The sequence below is a fragment of the Fangia hongkongensis FSC776 = DSM 21703 genome (genome assembly GCF_000379445.1).
GTDB lineage: Bacteria > Pseudomonadota > Gammaproteobacteria > Francisellales > Francisellaceae > Fangia > Fangia hongkongensis.
The window spans coordinates 1-18334 of record NZ_KB902275.1; the positions used below are offsets into that span (position 1 = coordinate 1).

The 18334-nt window shown below is 36.7% G+C and carries 17 protein-coding genes; 4 read left to right on the forward strand and 13 right to left on the reverse strand.

Translation table 11 applies throughout. The annotated features are described in order from the left end of the window. Positions 1–647, reverse strand: a 647-nt coding sequence (locus A37Q_RS15655) for a hypothetical protein (protein ID WP_035405512.1), incomplete at its 3' end; no start/stop codon positions are given. A gap of 193 nt (positions 648–840) precedes the next feature. Between A37Q_RS15655 and A37Q_RS0113700 the strand changes: the two genes are divergently transcribed. Both A37Q_RS0113700 and A37Q_RS0113705 read left to right on the forward strand, forming a co-directional pair. After that, complete coding sequence (locus A37Q_RS0113700; RefSeq protein WP_018300859.1) at positions 841–3654, forward strand: ligand-binding sensor domain-containing protein; 2814 nt, start codon at positions 841–843, stop codon at positions 3652–3654. A gap of 132 nt (positions 3655–3786) precedes the next feature. After that, positions 3787–4167, forward strand: a complete 381-nt coding sequence (locus A37Q_RS0113705) for a hypothetical protein (protein ID WP_018300860.1) — start codon at positions 3787–3789, stop codon at positions 4165–4167. Positions 4168–4338: 171 nt separating this feature from the next. Here the strand turns inward: A37Q_RS0113705 and A37Q_RS0113710 are convergent, their stop codons facing one another. The 9 genes from A37Q_RS0113710 to A37Q_RS0113755 form a co-directional block, all read right to left on the reverse strand. Beyond that, positions 4339–4803, reverse strand: a complete 465-nt coding sequence (locus A37Q_RS0113710) for a hypothetical protein (protein WP_018300861.1) — start codon at positions 4801–4803, stop codon at positions 4339–4341. Positions 4804–4907: 104 nt separating this feature from the next. Continuing rightward, positions 4908–6266: a sugar porter family MFS transporter gene (locus tag A37Q_RS0113715; protein ID WP_018300862.1), complete on the reverse strand. Its 1359-nt coding sequence runs from the start codon at positions 6264–6266 to the stop codon at positions 4908–4910. A gap of 410 nt (positions 6267–6676) precedes the next feature. Further along, the gene (locus A37Q_RS0113725; RefSeq protein WP_018300864.1) at positions 6677–6955 is read right to left on the reverse strand and encodes a winged helix-turn-helix transcriptional regulator; all 279 of its coding nucleotides are present in this window, start codon (positions 6953–6955) and stop codon (positions 6677–6679) included. 67 nt (positions 6956–7022) lie between these two features. Beyond that, a complete protein-coding gene (locus A37Q_RS0113730) occupies positions 7023–7598 on the reverse strand; it encodes a hypothetical protein (RefSeq protein WP_018300865.1) in 576 nt (191 codons plus the stop codon). Beyond that, positions 7583–8110: an AEC family transporter gene (locus A37Q_RS0113735; RefSeq protein WP_018300866.1), complete on the reverse strand. Its 528-nt coding sequence runs from the start codon at positions 8108–8110 to the stop codon at positions 7583–7585. The genes A37Q_RS0113730 and A37Q_RS0113735 overlap by 16 nt, the downstream gene beginning before the upstream one ends. After that, complete coding sequence (locus A37Q_RS0113740) at positions 8107–8829, reverse strand: HAD family hydrolase (protein ID WP_018300867.1); 723 nt, start codon at positions 8827–8829, stop codon at positions 8107–8109. The genes A37Q_RS0113735 and A37Q_RS0113740 overlap by 4 nt, the downstream gene beginning before the upstream one ends. Before the next feature lie 334 nt (positions 8830–9163). Beyond that, positions 9164–9532 carry a type II toxin-antitoxin system PemK/MazF family toxin gene (locus A37Q_RS0113745; RefSeq protein ID WP_018300868.1) on the reverse strand — a complete coding sequence of 123 codons (369 nt, stop codon included), beginning with the start codon at positions 9530–9532 and terminating at the stop codon, positions 9164–9166. Further along, positions 9525–9761, reverse strand: a complete 237-nt coding sequence (locus A37Q_RS15660; protein WP_018300869.1) for a hypothetical protein — start codon at positions 9759–9761, stop codon at positions 9525–9527. Before A37Q_RS15660 ends, A37Q_RS0113745 begins: the two co-directional genes overlap by 8 nt. 97 nt (positions 9762–9858) lie before the next feature. After that, positions 9859–10137, reverse strand: coding sequence for a hypothetical protein (locus A37Q_RS0113755; protein WP_018300870.1), 279 nt, complete (start codon positions 10135–10137; stop codon positions 9859–9861). A gap of 191 nt (positions 10138–10328) precedes the next feature. Here A37Q_RS0113755 and A37Q_RS0113760 point away from each other — a divergent pair, with 191 nt between their 5' ends. Continuing rightward, a complete protein-coding gene (locus A37Q_RS0113760; RefSeq protein ID WP_018300871.1) occupies positions 10329–11282 on the forward strand; it encodes a sphingomyelin phosphodiesterase in 954 nt (317 codons plus the stop codon). Positions 11283–11287: 5 nt separating this feature from the next. Then, the gene (locus tag A37Q_RS0113765; RefSeq protein WP_018300872.1) at positions 11288–11923 is read left to right on the forward strand and encodes a lysoplasmalogenase; all 636 of its coding nucleotides are present in this window, start codon (positions 11288–11290) and stop codon (positions 11921–11923) included. Here A37Q_RS0113765 and A37Q_RS0113770 read toward each other — a convergent pair. From A37Q_RS0113770 to A37Q_RS0113780, 3 genes are all read right to left on the reverse strand, one after another. After that, positions 11913–12536, reverse strand: a complete 624-nt coding sequence (locus A37Q_RS0113770; protein WP_205617790.1) for a LysE family translocator — start codon at positions 12534–12536, stop codon at positions 11913–11915. The two genes, A37Q_RS0113765 and A37Q_RS0113770, sit on opposite strands and share 11 nt — an antisense overlap. 105 nt (positions 12537–12641) lie before the next feature. Continuing rightward, positions 12642–14117, reverse strand: a complete 1476-nt coding sequence (putP, locus tag A37Q_RS0113775) for a sodium/proline symporter PutP (protein ID WP_018300874.1) — start codon at positions 14115–14117, stop codon at positions 12642–12644. 338 nt (positions 14118–14455) lie between these two features. Next, positions 14456–18328 (reverse strand): YhdP family phospholipid transporter, encoded by a 3873-nt coding sequence (locus A37Q_RS0113780; protein ID WP_018300875.1) that lies wholly within the window; start codon positions 18326–18328, stop codon positions 14456–14458. Positions 18329–18334: the final 6 nt, after the last annotated feature.

An 18334-nucleotide genomic window follows, 5' to 3' on the forward strand; every position in this document is an offset into this window, starting at 1 on the left:
AAACCACTACTGCCATTACCTATCTGACCACTTAAGCTACTAATAGAACTGCTATTATCTGTCACTGATTTCACCAAGCCTGAATCTTTATTCCCTACTGCAGTTGTTAAACTTGTAACATCTTTGACTAAGCCTGAGTCTTTATCTCCCACTGTCCCTTGAAGCTTACTAATTGACCCCTTATTTGCACTAATCCCTTCAGCATTACTCTTAATATCAGCAAATATACCCGTATTATCTGCTTTGCTCCCTACCGTTTTACTTAAATTGCTGACATCTGAAATCAAACCCGATTTATCTTTCCCATCTCCATTCAATGTCTCTACTAACTTCGAACTCCCTGTTAAATTCCCTAACGCGCTTAAGGCTGATTTATTAATACCTACATCAGTGGTGTTTTTTTTAATATCATCTTTGTATTGGCTTAACTTCTGCAAATCTGGAAGCATTGCTTTTTCATACTTAATATTCTCATTTAATGTTACCCAGTTATCATAAGGAATTCCATATGTATTAACATACTGAAGTCCTTCAGCGAAGCCAGTATTCAAACTTACTAAAGGGATAAATAGAAAAGCACTTAATGTATAAGTTGATTTAATCAACCATTCTCTTAACACATAAAGTCTTTTTACTGACTCAAACATATTAAATACCCCCTTATCTATTCACTATTTCAAACTTGGATTATGTTTTAAAAAACAAATACATCAATTAGTATTCCCAGAGTACCGATTGCTTACCAAAAAAATATCGTAATTTTTACGCTATTTTAATTACTTTGAATTTATATGATAAAAAGATGCCCTTAAGCTATCGAATTTCTAAAAGGTGAACATATTGTTAAAATATATCTATCCATCCATATTATTTATTAGCGTAGTTTTTATCTCAGGATGTGGTGGAGGTGGCGGTGGCGGTGGATCAGGAGGGTCTAACACACCCACGACAACCATATCACTTTCAGCAAGCAGTAGTAACTTATATGCAGATATAGGAGAAAATGCATCAGCAACTTTTACAATCACCAGTAAAACAGACAACCTTGTAATTGATAGCGCCAAACTGACAACACAAACGGTTAATATTTCTGGCATTAGTAGACCTTATGAACTTTTTGACAACAACTGCACAACAGGACTTAATGATAATGGCACTTGTTCATTTAAAGTAAGATACAGTCCCACTTCGACAAGCCAATACTTTTCGACAGCGGATATTAATATACAAGTTGGCCAAAAACACTTAAACACCTCACTAATGGGTGCAGAAAAAACGTTTATCTACACAAGCGCAGCAACCCCTGCAAATAGTATTACATTTAACTCACATGTTAACCCTCTCAATGTACGGCTTTTTGATAGCGATGAGCTAAACTACACAGCTCGCATACAAAATAATACAACTCAATCGCTTAGCAATGTAAAATTGCTCTTTGAAGATGCACTGAAAGGGGTGAAAATAACAACGACTAATAACTGTGTAGATAATAAAGCCTGCAATATTGCATCAATTAATTTTTCACCAAAATCACTTGCATCACAAGGGGAATCTAACTCTCAAGGCACCAAATTAAGCCTTAACTTTAAGCTTAAACAACATGATCTAAGCTATAATCTTGGTTATCTAAAATTCACAAGTTACGGAAAACAATATTTTATCAACCCACTTTATGATTTGGGAGAAAACATCCCTCAACCACTTGGTAGTTTTATCACGTTCATCAAACAGCTTTCAGCAAACTCAATCATTATCGGCACCACTGATGGGCTTTATTTCAGTTATGACAATGGATTAAGCTGGCATACTTTAGATCAATATCACACATCTATATCTGCATATAATAATACAGACTCCACAAGCTTTGTGAGCACAGGCGATACGCTACTTGTTTATGATTATGATACACAAACTGGTCTAACCAGCGCTATAAAAGCCTACCAATATAATCAAAATTCAAAGCTTATCCCAAAAGGTGAAATAATAGGTATTTTTCTCAATCAGAATAAAGACAAGCTTATTATTGTCGCTAGAGGCGGAATTGCTATTGATAGCTATGATAAAAGCACCTCAACCATCACAAAGTCACTACATTACTATCAAGTAACTGATCTTAGCATTAACTACATTGTTAAAGCAATATTTGATAACAGTAAATGGCTTATGCTCGCAACTGCAAAAAAAGGGGTACAAACCTATCAATATGATAACACCAATAACAACATCACGCTTACTCACAGTTATACGACAACATCAATCAACGAAAAGCTACCAAGCGATAACATTACAAATATATCACTCTATCATGCTGCTTCTCCAACCAATGATGCGCTTTTTATTTCCACAATCAAAGGACTTGTGGCAGCATCTTATCTAAATGGAGCCTTATCTAATATTAACTTGACAGACGTAACCTACCCATTTACCAATAGCATTGACATCATTGATAATAAGTGGATGATTATAGGCAGCCAGCTAAATGGGCTTAGTGTTGGCAAATACGATCCGTCAACACGAAAGATATCTGATGTAATCACGTATAAAACAACTACACAACCAAGCTTAGCAAATAACTATGTGACAGCTTTATCACGCAAGGATAAAACCCTTTTAGTTGGCATAGCTAAGAGTGGTTTACTTAAAATACCATTTAATAGCACAAGCGCCTCTAGCAAAGATTTTCTTGACATGACCAAGGTCTCTCAGTATACACAAACGCCACTACTTCCCCCTTATACAATTAGCTCACTTCAATCTGAAGGTAATAACATAACAATCACAACAACAGGAGGGGGAGTTTGCACAGCTTCTACAGACCCCCAAACTTATCAACTAAGTATTAATAATTGCTATAACACCACATCAAAGATAAAACTGCCAAGTAATGGAGTTACAAACGCACTATTCAATAAAAACCAGCTTCTTCTTGGATTTGATAACGGACTTTCCATTGCTGAGTATAAAGATAATGCTATAACAAATATTCATACTTTCTTAAACACACATTACATCAGCTCTATTGCACAAAAGGATACAACGCTTTTTATTGGCACAACTGACATTGGCCTTATTCTTGCTAAGCTAGACGGCAGTAATCTTTCTAGCCTAAAAACTTATAACAACCCTGTTTTACCATCAGATCATATCACAACAGTCAAAACAGCTAATAACCTTGTTTTTATTGGCACTCTCAATGGACTTTCTATAGGGAAATATAACCCAGACAGTCAAAATCTATCTAACTTTACAACCTACAACGCCTCCAATATCCTTCCAGATAGTCAAATCAATGCACTGGCTGTAAAGAATGGCTATCTATATATTGGCACATCTAAAGGACTTGTTATTGCGAAATATGATAACAACAAAGGAAGTTTATCTGATATTCATACTTACACGACTAGCTCCAGCATCCGGCTAACAAATGCAAATATTGCAACCCTATCACTTTATAGCAATAACAAGCTTATTATTGGCACTGATAGTAACCTCCTTATGGTAGCCACATTAAATGCAGATAACAGCATTAAAAGCATCACCAGCCTCACATTACCAAGCGAGAGCTACACATCTATTAAAAGTGCTACCTTGCTTGGAAATAAGCTTCTACTTGGCATTACAGGAGGAAACCTTCTATTAGGTGAAATTGGATAAATTATGATGCACAACCATACAGCTGTTAAAGAATATTCATTATAAATTAAGGAGGTAAGTTATAATAGTCTAGCGTGAGGGTACGTGAAACTTTAAATCAATAGTGATTAACAAACCAATGAGGTTTTAAAAATGAAACTTAAAAATATTATATTATTATCACTTACAGGAATAACAATGGCAACTACACCTATCGCCGCGTTAGCACTTAATAACCAAGGGGTATCATCGTACCCATATGTACATATTCAAAATACAACTGATTATGCTATATATGGTACTGTAAAATACGCTAGTGCTTTTTGCAGTAATGATGATTATAGGATTGAGCCACATAAGTCATGGACGGCCGACTCAAGAGGGGTATGCTTAGTTACCGAAATTAGTGCTACAAATGCGAATACCGGCAAATCAGGTTCCTCATATGAGAGCAGTGGTACTTCATATAGTCAATTTTTAGTGTATGATGATAAAGGAAAACCTGATGTAACACGTGTTACAGGCATGAGCTAACTATAAATTATAAATATGAGGTTATAATATTATTGGTTTTTCTAATATGTTTAAACTCTCATATTTACAAACTAAAAAGGAGTCATGTAACCATAGACCTTCAAATAGCTACTAGAGCTGATCACCTGTCAGAGCACATCCTTGTGCCTGACTTCCCCACCGGAAAGAAGATTATTTATCTTTAATTGAAACAGAAAAAGTATCACTATTAACTTTCTCGATACAATAGGACTCTTTTTTAACTGTATAGGCATGATAGTAAGATTTCTCAGGCGCTTGTAAGCTGCCAATACTTGCAGCAAAAGTTGCAATAACACCATCAGCATCTAAAAGCGTAAAGACGACACGAGAGATTCCATAACCTCCCATTTCGCCACAAGCGATTGAATAATCAAAGTGCAACGTACTCTCTGTTCCTACATTTAACACACCATTATGTTTATCGTATAGATTCATATACTTTACAGCCGATGCACAATTTGTTTTCATTGTGGCCAAATAAAGTTTGTCACTGGAGTGATTAACAATATGAAAACTCCCTCCACCAAAGCCATTACAGATACCAACACTTGGTAGCGCTATGAGGTATGCACAGAACATCATATTGCCAAATTTTTTATATTTTCCCCATTTCATATTCTCTCCCCAATTGTATTTTTTCCCAATCCCAAAACCCAGCCACCTTTTAACAAAATGACTGAGTCATGACACACCCCATGTGTAGTGATTATGTAATACTTTTAAGCACCAAGCTTTCTCAGTGGCAGCTCTTTTAAAATGTTATTTTCAATTTCTTCCAATGAAACGCCCTTTGTCTCAGGCAACTTGAAAAAGACATATATAAAACCAATAACCGCAATACCAAGAAAGCATGAGAAGGTTGCCACAGCGCCATATTTTTGCAGGAAAATAGGAAATAAGAAGGCAACGATAACATTCGTTCCCCAATTGCACGCTGCCGAAATTCCCACACCCTGACTTCTGATACTGACAGGGAAAATTTCAGATGGAATCAACCAACAGGCAGGCCCCGTACTAAAGGCCTGACATGCGATGAAAAACACCATCGCAAAAAGTGCCAGCCAAGCAACTGATCCTGCGGCTACTTTACCATCAAAAGCAACACTTAGAATCATAAGACTAACAATAATGCCACTTAGACCAACTAACAATAGCTTACGCCGACCTGCTTTATCAATAATTCCAATTGCCAGGATAGTAAAGACAACATTGGTTAATCCAATACCCAAAGTTGCTAAAATCGCAGTACTATTTGATGAAAAGCCTGTCAGTTTAAAAATGGTTGGCGCGTAGTATATAATCGCATTAACTCCAACCGCTTGCGTTACAATGCTAATCATAATACCAAGCAACAATGGCTTTATATATTTTCGATTAAAAATAGAAACTTTATGATTAGCCTTCTCAAGCACAGATTTAATTTCATCATATTCACGCTTTGCATGATCTTTGCCATGTATGCTACATAAAATGGCTTCTGCTTCTTTGGTATAATGATTCGCCATCAGCCATCTTGGGCTTTTTGGGAGATAGCATAATATAATGAGTAAAAGGATGGCAGGACAGGCACCAAGTAATAACATCAACCGCCAGTCTCCTGAACTTGAAAAAATCAAATTCACAACATATGCCACACAAATGCCAAGTGTGATCGCAAGTTGATTTAATGTTACCAAACGTCCACGTAGTTTTTTAGGTGCAATTTCAGATATGTATAACGGCACGGTAAAAGAACCAATTCCAACGGCAACACCTAGTATCGCCCGACCTAAACACAGCATGATACTTGAACCAGCAATTGCGCAAATGACAGAACCAACAACAAACAAAAATGCCGTGGTAATTAATAAACTCTTTCTGCCATAACGATCTCCTAATTTACCACAAAACAAAGCCGAGATAAACGCACCAAAGGCCACAGCACCAACAATCAAACCCACCTCGATTGCAGAGAGGGAAAAATACGGCTTAATAAAAATAATTACCCCTGAAATAATCCCAACATCATAGCCAAATAAAAGGCCAACGATAGCAGCAGAGGCAGCAATAAAGAAAGTTAATATTTGATTTGTATTCATTTAAATGCCTTACGTAAGAGTGCTTTTTTCTCACGCTCTAATTGTTTTTGCTTATAGTCGGTAATCCAACAATATCCACAACAAATCATCTCAATACTCCTTCATTAATTTATCTACGCTTCAAAATCCCAAGCTTAGGTTTGTGATACACAAGATTCAATTGGGTAGCTGGACCTCGGGGGTACATTAAAATCCAGCTACCTACTATATAACCAAACTATCACTGCTGATAACAGCGTAAATATTACCCTAAAGAGTTCAAATCTAGACTCAGCTTTCGCTCACTGCTAGTAATTGACATAAAAGGAACAATAATCGCGATAAAAATAGGAGAGATGCTTACTGCCAACCTGAATCAGATATAACGGAATCACTACCTTTCAAGATTTGTGGCATGATTAAAAGTAAGTTTAAGTGATAGAGTACCAAACGCCACGACCTTTACCATGTTGGCTGATTTGCTTCATTGAGACTAACTTTTGAAAATGTTTTTTCAGTGTGTTTCTGTTTATACCAGTGAAAGTAACCATTTCTGAAAGAGTAACACGCCCATGTGCTTTTATATGCTCTATGATCATTAATGATGTTTCCGGGAGTGTTTGTAACAGCATTTGTTCTTTTTCAATTTTGATCATTAGGCGTTTGACTTGTTTATTTAAAGAATTGAGAAAAAATAGGATCCATGGCATCCACTAAGTTATCCATTTATATCCAATAATACAGTCTAATTTATTACATATCCATAAAAATATCCATTTACATCCAATTAAGGAATATGATTTTAGTTAGTTGTTGATAATACTCATTCTCAAGCTTACGAAACTTTGTGTAATCATCATGCAGCGTATTTTGTTTGTCAGATAGGAGATATACATAGCCTGAGAAATTAGCAAGTGAGGTGGTTTTCTCAAGTTTATTTCCTTCAGTCAAATTCACAAAACTGCTGTGGAGTGTTGTAATGTCACACCATGGAGCACTTTGTGGCACCGCTTGGATATCCCCTTCTATTGTTGAGAATAAAAATACATGCATGGCAAATTTCTCTAACGCCACTTCCTTATCAATGTCTTTTAGAAACTTCTTCTCATCCAAATAGCTTTTTACAAGTTCAATTACTTGGTTTGTGCCTATGCACTTACTCACCGCACTCAGATCTGTTGACCCTGCAACGCGCGCACCAATCTCAACGAGCTTTGGTGTTAAATCTGACTGTAAAATCACCTCTAAATGCGAAGCACCATGCAAAATACCCACCGCTTGAATCACTTGATTGGCATAGCGCGTTAGAATCTTATATTCATCATAACTGTAATCAATCAATACCGAGTACATATTAATTGGTCGATCATTGATAATATAATCGGACTTATTAGAAACTTAAACAAAGTGTTCAATTGATAACTTCCTGATTGACCATAACTACTCGCCAAGAAATTAACAAATGAAAAAAGAAGTACCGCAACCACAACATCGTACATAAAAAATATACCAAGTGTGCTTTTATTAAAAAGTAACAGTGCATAGATTAAACCCAAACTCCCGCCTTCTGCCGAGCAAAACATAATGACATTACTGCCAGATTTAATTCTTTCAGAGGGCTTTATACGATAAAATACAATAATTATTGCTGCCATAATCAGCGTCCAAAGCACAGCAACAACAGGAATGACAAGCTCTCTTTCATAAAAATGAAAGCTATACATTGAGCAAAAGATCGTCATCGGCAATAGTACATAAATAATCACACCATTTAATTTTGCTTTAATAGTTGATACTAGTTTATTCTCCTGAAGACGTATCCCAGCAAAAAATAACATTACGGCACAGATAAAAGAGGCAATCACAATGTAGCTCCTTTTATATCTAAAAACAAATCCAGCACTTCGCTCACACCTTTTTGAGCAGAGTGTGTAGCAACGATGCCATTTTTTGCTAATGCTAATGTTTTTATCTCATAAATCGAGTTGCAAACCGCCATCGGAATCACATTGCTACGGGACATTAACGATACATCATTAAATGAGTCACCAAAGAACATAACCTGTTCATCCGCTTGGATATAGTTCAAAATAACTGATTTATCGACTCCTTTAGGAACAAGATCCAGCGCACAATCATCATATAAAAACACATCCACACTCAACTGATTCTTGTGAATGAAGTCAATCAAGCTCTGACGCGCTTTTTGACCTTCTTTCATCGTATAAAAGCACAGGGTTATAATGGATTTTTTCTTTTCAACCTTATGTGGTGGTAGCGTGTTAAAATTGAACCTTTGGGAAATACACTTCAGATCATTGTCTTTTATTGCTAATGCGTTATCTTCTTTTCCTTCCAATAAAACATGCCCGCCATTTTCAGCAACAATGGCCCAAGGGGAAAATGAAAACTCTTTGCAAATATCAATGATATACTGCATTGGCTTTCCTGATGCAAAAAACACATAATGCCCCAATTTTTGCAACTTTACGATGCGATGTTTCATTTGTGTTGAAAGCTTATCACCTGCAAATAACAGCGTGCCATCTATATCAAATCCGATATATTTTGCTAGTTTATCCATAAATTATCTCTTGCACCCTTAGTATCTATCACTTTTAGAAAGTGACCCCATTTATACCACCCGCAAACCATTTCACCCTATTTCTGCCATTGAATTTCTTGTTCTTTTAAGTCATCAGATATTGCTAATAGTCCGAGCTATTACCTGCAATCCAATGACTCAAAACTATCAAAAACTTCTTCAACATTAAACACCGTAAAATGATTCGCGAGTGGTATATATTTATTCGCAATCATTTTACAATTAGCATTTCGCCTGAAATAGAATGATTTTTAATCTGATATAGTTACTAAGATATCAAGAGGGAATGATGAAATATATCGTAAGAATTACGCTAATCGTTAAAGGTCTCTGTGATCCCAATCAATAAATCCAGCTTTTGCAAAATAAGCTTTCGCTCATCCAGTGTGATGGTGCTAATTAGTATGGACTCGATACGAGAGAGCGCAATAGATCTACACTGTTCAGGAAGTGCAAAGCTATCTTGCTCCAAATAATCTCTATGGGTAATTTTCACATGTAGTACATCATGCTTGTCGTACGATTGCGTACTAAGTGGACAGATAAAAATAGGTGATAAGTTACTATCGAGAAATAATTGATGCGTTAGTATGATAACCGGTCGCTTTTTTCCTATCTCACTCCCCTTATTTGGATTCAGATTAGCAAGATAAATACCTGAAGTTTTCAGAGAATTACTCATCACTGAGACCTTTTTCAATATCTTCCATCTCTATTTGATATTGCTTATTTTGACGCATCTGCAAAAGAAATTTTGCTATTTTTTCACGCTCTTTTTTGCGTTTAATCCGTGCAATCTCATGTTCTATTGCATGTGTGATAAACTTCGTTCTTGATAACCCTAGTGATTTAGCAACCACCATGCTTTCCTTTTCTAGTGCATCATCAAGCTTTAAAGATATCATAGACATAGGTTATTCCTAAAGGATTAATATATATTTAAATATATCACTTTAAATATATTTATCAACATGACTTTAATAGATAAAGAATAACAAAGGCTACTTTTTAAGCCTCTATATCAAAAGAACGATCACAGACATCAATAAAGCGCTTAAGATTAACCCTATCAATATAGTGATAAAGATAGGCAATATTTAGAAGTTCAATTTTTCTCGCTACTGATAAATCACCTTTGATAATACCATTTAATACTGCCGCTTTATCTTGCTTTGAGCTTAGCATAGATTGGATAAGCAACTCACCGAGTCTTTGCTGGTCGTCCTCAAATGGAAGCTCTACAGATGTAAAGTGAATCTTTTGCCTTTGATTTAAAGTAAACGCCATTGTGCTCGCCCATAGGGTTTTAATAACTTTATTTTATAAAACCATGAAATAACAAAACAGAGTAACTATTACGCTTATACCACCCGCAAAATGATTCGCGAGTGGTATATACAAATTTTTGCATACTCCCTTTGAATTTTCACACATCAATGATTATCATCAAATGCGAAAGGAATATCATGGAGAGAATTATGTTTAAAAAAATGACTTTATCATGGCTTATTGTTATCAGTGCAATTTCGGCTTTATTTGCCAGTGATTTAACTGTATTAAGTTACAATGCAAATCTTTTACCTAACATCCCAATTTCTGATTTAACCAAAAATCTCAATCACCCCTTTAAGCGCGCGTATTATATCCCCAAAAAAATTAATAAGCTTAATGTCGATGTCGTGGCTTTCCAAGAGGACATTGCACCTATATCCTCAGCAATTCTAAATGCACAAATGAAAAAATATGGTTTTATCTACAAAACTAAAGTGGTTGGTCAACCAAGCTGGGAGCATATTAATCTTTTAAATGGTGGCGTGATTATTTACAGCAAATACCCCTTTGCGGGCTCACCACAGTATCTTGTATTTCCACGCTCATATGGCGTTGAAGGCATTTCAAATAAAGGCGCTGTATTTGTCAGTATCAACAAAGATAATAAGCGCTACAATATTATTTCACTTCACACACAAAGTTTATCCTTCCCACAATATACTACTGAAGAATATACCCACTGGAAAAACCAAATTGGTGCACTCAATCAGTTTATTGCCAACTTACAACTACCAGCAAATGAGCCACTTATTGTCCTTGGAGATTTTAATGCTGATAGTGGTAAGGCAATAAAAGGGCAAGCGCCTCAAAGTAAAGACCATCCTATTTATGCTGAGCTTCTAAGGATACTGAATGCCACAGCAGCTTCAGTATATGGCCCAGAGACACTTCCTTTTAGCTATGATGCTACAACAAATACGATGATTGATAGCAGTGAGCAAACAACACTTGATCATATTCTTTGTATTCAAGGCTATCTCTGTGCCAATGAACACTCAAGCACATCAATCATTGCACTGAAAAGCAAACAGTTAAAAGGCAAACCAGATCTTTCTGATCACTACGCGGTTATTGCCAAACTCAACTTTGATGTTAAGTAAGATAGATGCTTGTCTATTACACCACACTCTTGATTTTATCAGCGTTGATACACATTCTTACTAGCAGCAGAAAATCTGGCTTTATATTTGCGTTTTTTACTTTTTTCAAGGTGCTAACGACATCTTTGATTATTTTATATGTCATCTTTAATGCGCCAAACTTTTCTTTATATGCAAGTCTTATCGTCCTTGGACTTTGCTTCTCTTTATTTGGCGATGCATTTTTGCTCTCTCAGAGGTATTTCACCCACGGGCTTGTTGCTTTTTTAATTGCCCATATTTTCTATATTATTGGCTTTTATTTGCTACAAACCAGCTATAGCCTCATACTTATTTTGCCAATATTACTCTATGGAGTCGGTTTTTATTGCCTATTATTCTCAAAACTTGGCAATGACAAAGCGGCTGTTGCTATCTACATCCTTATCATTAGCATCATGGGGTATTTAGCAATTAATGCATTTATTGGCAGATCTCAAAGTACTGAGAGCCTCATTTTTGCAGGTGCTATTTTATTTATGCTATCTGATTCCATACTCGCATGGGATAAGTTTAAAATGCCTATGAAACAGGCTACATTATGGATTATGAGCACCTATTATCTTGCTCAATGGTTGATTGGACTCTCTGTTATTTACTGACCATATGCAGGTAAAACTCATAAAAAAGCGCCAGTGCAAACAAGATTAAAATCACACCAAATATTTTCTCAAGCTTCGGCATTTGTCTGGCAAACATACTTCGTACACGCGCATAGCCCATCACGCTTGCCACAAAACTAAACCAGATAAGTGTTGTTAAAAACATAATGGCAATAATGGCTAGATGATACCAAAGCGCACTTGATTTCATCACAAAAAGTGGTAGTAGACTCAAAAAGAAGATAATGACCTTTGGATTTGATAAATTACAGCCAAGACCCGTTGTAAATAAGTGTTTTTTTGATACTTGAACGCTATTTCCCTTATCATCCAAGCTTGTAGGTGAGCCTGAGGCTTTAAAGCAATGATAGGCAATATACAGCAAATAACAGCCACCAAAAAGGCCAATCCACTGCACGATAGATAAGAATGACTCACTCATATAATCAAGAAATAAAACCACAACAGAGGCGTAGATAAAGACGCCGCATGCAATGCCAAGCGCAACGACTAAAGCCGGGTTTCGGCCATATTTTAATGATGAGCGAAGCACCATAAAAAAATCAGGTCCTGGTAACATCACGCCCAGAATCTGAAAAATAAATAAACTCAATAACGACAGCAGTAACATAGGTTAAAATAAGGTTCCATCTATATCATAAATCAGATGCTCTATTATAACGCAAAGTTCTTATAAATCTGCTTAAATTCGATATTTTTAAGCGTGTGTTTTACTGCCTTCAACTAGAATAACTTCACGGTGCTGAGATAAAAGCTTCAATGAAGGTGCTTTGGTTAACATGCTACCAACATAAATACCAATACAGGCAAATACAAACCCCGGAAGAAGCTCATAGAGCGCAAAAATGCCACCATAACTTTTAAAGTGTGGCCAGATAATGACGGTTAATGCACCGATGATAATCCCTAAAAATGCCCCTGTCAGATTCATTCGTTTCCAAAAAAGTGACAACACAATAATGGGTCCAAATGATGCGCCCAATCCTGCCCAAGCATATCCAACGAGAGCCAAAATAGAGCTTTTAGGATTCAATGACAGTAAAACAGCAATAACGGCAATAACAAGCACAATCAGGCGACTCACCCATAACAGCTCACGTGCTTTTGCATCTGGGCGAATAAATTTATGATAAAAATCTTCAGCCACTGCACTTGATGAGGCAAGAAGTTGTGCTGAGGCAGTGCTCATTGTCGCGGATAATACGGCTGCCAACAGTAAACCTGCAATCCACGGATTAAATAAGCTCTCTGCTAAAACCAAAAACACTGTCTCTGGATTGGATAAACCATTAGGTGCAAAAAATGCAATGCCTAAAAGACCTGTAAATACTGCACCTAAAAGTGCTAAACACATCCATGTCATACAAATAAACTGTGCCTGCGGAATCGTTTTTGCACTTTTTGTCGCCATAAAACGCACCAGAATATGCGGCTGACCAAAATAGCCAAGCCCCCAAGCAAATAAAGAGATCACACCAATAAAAGAAGTGCCCTTAAATGCATTTAAGTACACACTTGACTGATGTGTAATGGTAGAGAGGCTTCCTTGTAAAGAACCTAAGTGATGCAACACGGTGATTGGCACAACCAATAGCGCAATAAACATTAAGCAGCCTTGAAAAAAATCAATCCATGAGATTGCCAGAAAACCACCAATACAAGTGTAAATAAGAATAATTGCAGCGGTAAGAACAAGCCCTGTGGTATATCCCACATGAAAGGTGGAGCTAAATAAAAGCCCTCCTGCTACAAAGCCAGAGGCAGTATAAAAAGTAAAAAAGATTAAAATTACAAGCGCCGTTAATAATCTTAACATGCCTGTTGTGTCATGAAATCGGTTCTCAAAATACGATGGAATCGTAATGGAGTCTTTTGCTACTTCAGTATAAACCCTAAGGCGCTTTGCAACAATTTGCCAGTTTAGATACGCACCGAGCGCCAGTCCAATTGGCAGCCATATTTGATTAAGACCATGAAGCATAACCGCCCCTGGAAGCGCCAACAAAAGCCATGAGCTCATATCTGAAGCACCTGCACCAAGCGCAGCAATGGGTCCACTTAATGAGCGGCCACCTAACATGTAATCATGCATATTTTTGGTGTAGAAATACGAGCAGATGCCAAGCGCGAATATCACGGCAATATAAATAACAAATACAATGGTTAGTATCACTGTTTACCCCTTTATTTTTAGTTCCAACCAATGCTGCATTAAGCTTGCACACTACTATGATTACTTTATATCAATCCCTTTTAAGCACACAATAGCCACTTACAAGCAGCAAAGCTCATAGCTAACTTTAGCGTTTAACCTTTACGGAGATAATTAACCAATGATAAACCAACGATGAACACAAACGGCACAAATACAACTAGCCATGAAGACATAATATTTAACTCCTAAGTAATTACCACCCCGAGATGAAAAATAACTTTTCAATCTGAGGCACAGGATATACAAAATGCTTGCTAGTTGCAAATGACGATCATGTGTTTTCAGAATATTTTATTTTAGCTTAGCTCACCGATCTTAGGCTTATCCCACGTTCCAGTCACTTTAAATGCGACAAGCCCTGTGCTTTTAAACAAAGTTCCACCGAGTATTTTGCCCCCCAGATAAGTTGCCATGCCAATTACTGGATTCACAAGAAAACCAGCAACAACCGCTGTTGTACCAGACATATGTGGCTGATATTTAATCACCTGATCCAGCTTATGCGTACTAATGTCAATCTCACCTTCGACAACCAATGAGAAGCTTGGCGTGTCAATAACAACGGAAGGGGTGCTTTGTGCGACACCGTTTTCTATTTTGTAACTCCCAGATAAGCTATTAAATGCCATTCCCTTACCAACAATACTACTATCTGATAAAAATAGGCGTTTGAAATAGGAATCAATACTCAATAAGCCAATATATTTTGCAAAACCACTACTCACTGACAATAAGGTACCATTGGTTAAATCTGCACCGATTTGTCCATTTAAATCATTGATATTTGGCAAATAACCATTCCAAGTTAAATTAGCAGTAAAAGACCCTGAGCCATTTTTCAAAATGCCATCTCGACCAAAATTATTTAACATCTCTCCCCAGTTGCTTGATAACATATGAACGCTTAAGCTACTTTTTGCTGAAGAAAGCTTCGCTGATGCCAGAAGCTTAAAGCTTGGATCATAAATACTAAATGCAGGAATAAAAATACTGCCATGCTCTATTTGTACTGCCATTAATAAATTGGGAATGCTAAAGGCGCCAATTTGCAAATTTGTCACTTTAACATCCATATCTGGAAGTAATTTTAAAACCGTTGGTGAGAGATAATTCTCAATGTTATCTGTATTTTTTTGCAATGATTTATTGTCACCCTCGGCAATAAAAATATTATTTGCTGTCAACTCCATAACACCATCATCCACCTTGGGGATCCTAAGAGAAGCTGTCATGTTGTCTTTATTTTGTGAAATAACTGCATTGATATCCATTTCAGTTGCCTTGTGATCACTTTTGCTTGTCAGCTGTACGCTCTGGTATGGGTATTGATTTAAAATAAGCGTATTTACTGAAAGCGCCGCATCAGGAGCGCTTTCATTTATCCACTGACGATAAAGACAACTGTAGATATTTTGATAAGGCACACAATGGGTTGCATTTGCTGTATTGGTACTCTTTTCACTTATATATTCAGGCGCTTTAGCGAAAAGTGTATATTGCCAAGCATTCTCTTTGGATAACTTTGAGAATAACTTATCAAGGTTCAATGTGTTTATCTGTCCATTTAAATGGATATTTTTTAGCCGATTACCTTCAACACTAAAACTACTATTTAGCTGAATATTATTTTTAACTGCAAGCTTTGAGTATACATCCAATAGCATTGAGTTTGTTTTATTTATCTTGTCTTCCTTCTCTTGCCAACGACTGTAAAACGTATTAGGAAACACAAGAAGCTTATTTTGTTTTTGCAGCCCATATGCATAAGAAGCATTACCGAGTGAGCCTATTTTAGCATGAATCGATCCACTTTTTACACCACCGCCAATTGTTGCAATAAAAGGAACCGCGTACTCTAAATGACCCAACATCCAGCTCACATTGGAGTAAGTTCTATTGAACATGCCAACTGGCAGTGCACCGCTTAAAAGCAAATTAGAGTTAATCAAATCATCATCGCCAACGATCAAACTTCCAGCCAATCTAACGGGTGCATTTGACGCTAGAAATCCATCTAGGTTATCTACCTTAATCTGATCATTCACAAAGGACACCTTTCCATTAACACCATAAATATCTCGCGAAAATGGTAATTTGGAGCTTAATACGCCAGAACTTGTATGTACCTCACCTGAAATAATATCTTTTTTTGTTATATCGCCAAGTGGAAAGTTGAGATTTAAAGAAAAGCCAAGCTTACCTTTATAATTGAAATAACGCATAAAATGGTCAATTAAAGCTTTCTCTTTCGTGCTTTTAAGGTATTGAATTGCCTCTTTTGCCAAGCCTTGTCCTTGCCCCTGAATCACCAATGCTGAAGGCAAATGCGGTGCGATATTATTGACTTTTAAATCAACATTATTGACTTTAAGCCCAAGAAGGTTGCCAGAGCTTACTTTCACACTTAAGGTTTGATTATCAATCAAAAGCCGGCCATTTACCTGATCGGCTGTCCCCCAGCCGTCATAAGGAGAAAGGCGCGCACCACCGGCATCTGCACGAATATAGAACATACCTGGATGCTGATAAAATGGAATATCGGTGATTTTGCCATCAATCTTCACTTGTGCCTTTAGGGTGTCAGCACCATAAATATTATGCATTAACCAGTGATATAAATCAGGAGGAATGCCTGACCTTGGCAAAAAAGATTGATACTCATCTGTTAAGTCAGAGCCATTTAACGCTCCTTCAACCTTAATTGTTGTATCTGCTGGTGATTTTTTTGGAATATCTAATACCAAAAGGCCCTGATAATCAAAGTGCTGATTTTGTATTTTGATATCTGGCGCATTAATTTTAATATTATGATCATCCCAACTAACCTTCACATTCGTGTTCAGAGAAATCTCTGGCCATGCTTTCGTAAACACCGCATTATTGCCAAGTTTGAAATCTGTTGAATCAATTTTCAGATTGATGCTCTGCCCCTCCCAGACAAGCGAGCCATTAAGGTCTGCAAAATCAAACTTGTTGGCACTATTTTCCACTCCCAAATTGAAAAACTGTCCTCTTAGAATAATATGATCGAGATCTGGCTTATCAAGGTTAATCGAAAAGTTGACATTTTTAAGCTCACCAGAGAGTAATAAATGTTCTCTCCAAGCAATATTATCTGTGTTAATCAGGCTTGAAAATGGCGCTAAATGAATGCTTGGGATATTAATATACAACCGCTCATTTGATACCGTAAAAAGCGCTGATGTAAAAGTAAATCGCTTATTATCAGTAATAAACGTCAGTGGTGAGGCAATCAGTTGAAAGTTATCGTTATTATTTTCAATGCGCAAATGAAATAAAATATCTCTAAGGTGAATCTTCTTTGTAAGAGGGCTTTGCACTTCCACGCCCGCAAGCTGTCCTGCAAGGCGCGCCTCCAAAAGTTTATTCTCTGATGATTTTACAGCAACTTTCATAATGCCATTCACTAAATGCTTTGCAATTGGCCTATCAGAAAGTGTGTTAAGTGATTTTAGAAAAATATCATGATAATCGCGCACAACTGCATTGAAAGCAACTTTGCTTTGAGATTGTGTAATCGTTGCTGAAATCACCGCTTTTTCACGTTGATTCGTTGTGTATAGACTCATTGTCACAACGCCTGATTTTCCAAGCTGATTTGTATGGAAATTGGCATTCACATGATAATCGATCTCTTTTTGATTGCTACCACTTCTTACTCGAATAAGCATATTTTCTATATCAAGCTGCTTTTGCGCCAGCATATAGATAAAGGCCGCATTAAACTTTCCGCCAAAGCTATTTAATGCATTTGCACTGATGTCTTTTATCCATGCATAGTTATTTGCTTCATCATTTAACCTCAGACTCACTTCAGGTTTGCTAAGATTTACCTCTTTTGTGATAATTTTTCCATGCAGTAGAGAACTCAAAATATTTAATTTTACATGCATTTTATCTAGACTAGCATGGAAATTTTGACCCTCCAGCGAGACATGAGTTACATTTAAAACAGGATCAATTCCTTCCCAGCCTGCATAGCTGACTTTGAGCGTTACTTTTGCTCCTGTCACATTGGAAAGAACACCCTCTAGTGTGCTCTGATAATAAGGTAAAAATCGAAAGAAACTATAAATACATAAGCTCAAAAGCAACAAAAAAGACACAAATACTACCGCAAGGCAGCTAACAAAGGTTCGTCTTCTCATTGATGC

Coding starts and splice junctions, on each gene's coding strand:
- A37Q_RS0113705 (WP_018300860.1), top strand. CDS start 3,787: ATGAAACTTAAAAATATTATATTATTATCACTTACAGGAATAACAATG.
- A37Q_RS0113710 (WP_018300861.1), bottom strand. CDS start 4,803: ATGAAATGGGGAAAATATAAAAAATTTGGCAATATGATGTTCTGTGCA.
- A37Q_RS0113715 (WP_018300862.1), bottom strand. CDS start 6,266: ATGAATACAAATCAAATATTAACTTTCTTTATTGCTGCCTCTGCTGCT.
- A37Q_RS0113725 (WP_018300864.1), bottom strand. CDS start 6,955: ATGCCATGGATCCTATTTTTTCTCAATTCTTTAAATAAACAAGTCAAA.
- A37Q_RS0113730 (WP_018300865.1), bottom strand. CDS start 7,598: ATGTACTCGGTATTGATTGATTACAGTTATGATGAATATAAGATTCTA.
- A37Q_RS0113740 (WP_018300867.1), bottom strand. CDS start 8,829: ATGGATAAACTAGCAAAATATATCGGATTTGATATAGATGGCACGCTG.
- A37Q_RS0113745 (WP_018300868.1), bottom strand. CDS start 9,532: ATGAGTAATTCTCTGAAAACTTCAGGTATTTATCTTGCTAATCTGAAT.
- A37Q_RS15660 (WP_018300869.1), bottom strand. CDS start 9,761: ATGTCTATGATATCTTTAAAGCTTGATGATGCACTAGAAAAGGAAAGC.
- A37Q_RS0113755 (WP_018300870.1), bottom strand. CDS start 10,137: ATGGCGTTTACTTTAAATCAAAGGCAAAAGATTCACTTTACATCTGTA.
- A37Q_RS0113760 (WP_018300871.1), top strand. CDS start 10,329: ATGTTTAAAAAAATGACTTTATCATGGCTTATTGTTATCAGTGCAATT.
- A37Q_RS0113765 (WP_018300872.1), top strand. CDS start 11,288: ATGCTTGTCTATTACACCACACTCTTGATTTTATCAGCGTTGATACAC.
- A37Q_RS0113780 (WP_018300875.1), bottom strand. CDS start 18,328: ATGAGAAGACGAACCTTTGTTAGCTGCCTTGCGGTAGTATTTGTGTCT.